The following is a 903-nucleotide window of genomic DNA, read 5'->3' as shown; positions in this document are numbered from 1 at the left end:
CGTGGCTGCAGCTGTTATTTTACCAAAAGACTTTTTTTTAGCAGGAATAGATGACTCTAAGAAGCTATCTGAAAAAAAACGCCTGGAGTACGATGAAATCATTCGTAAGGAAGCAATTGCCTTTAGCATCTCGATGATTCATGCCAAGGAAATTGATGAAATGAATATTTATGAAGCGACCAAAAAAGCAATGAATGCTGCCATTGTTTCATTAGAGCCAAAACCAGATTTATTGCTTATTGACGCAATGAAGCTTGACATTCCGTTTCCCTCTGAATCTATTATCAAAGGTGATGCCAAAAGTATCTCAATCGCAGCTGCCTCGATTGTAGCAAAAGTAGCAAGAGATCACTTGATGAAAGAAATATCACAAACCTATCCAGTCTATGGATTTCAGCATAACATGGGTTACGGAACAAAAGAACATATCGAGGCGATCCATAAGCATGGCATAACCTCCTATCACAGAAAAAGCTTCGCACCAGTCAAGGATTATATTTAAAACCCAATAATAAAAATCAGGCAGTGCCTGTTCAAATTGTCGAGAAAGGGTACTTTTCTCGGCGATTTTTTATTTCTCAGCATTAAATTATTCATTGTGCCTGCTAATAGGCCTGTTGATTTCCGCTCTAATCAACAGGGAGGCAAAGCAACCTAAGAATTTACAACACACTTTTTCTAGTCTTGCTAAATACGTTGCAAACATTTTTATTTTGGCAGGTCGCAGAATAACCAATTCTTATTAACCTTGGCTCTACTGGCTTAAACATTGACTTCATCGTTTCTTTTTAATTTTTTTTTATGAGTTGAAGGCTCCTAAATGAATATTAACTCTGTTGATTGGCGCGGAAGGCAAGAAGACTCCTGCGGGAGTACGGGGCAGGGGAGACCCCGCAGAAGCGA

General features: G+C 39.0%; 1 protein-coding gene. It reads left to right on the top strand.

Annotated features, from left to right (window positions below):
- Positions 1–502 (top strand): ribonuclease HII (rnhB, locus tag BDR01S_RS24570; RefSeq protein WP_082797581.1); only part of this gene is annotated, 502 nt, incomplete at its 5' end.
- Positions 503–903: the final 401 nt, after the last annotated feature.

It is taken from the genome of Neobacillus drentensis NBRC 102427 (assembly GCF_001591445.1).
GTDB lineage: Bacteria > Bacillota > Bacilli > Bacillales > Cytobacillaceae > Neobacillus > Neobacillus drentensis.
This window is presented reverse-complemented; position numbering and strand designations above follow the sequence as displayed.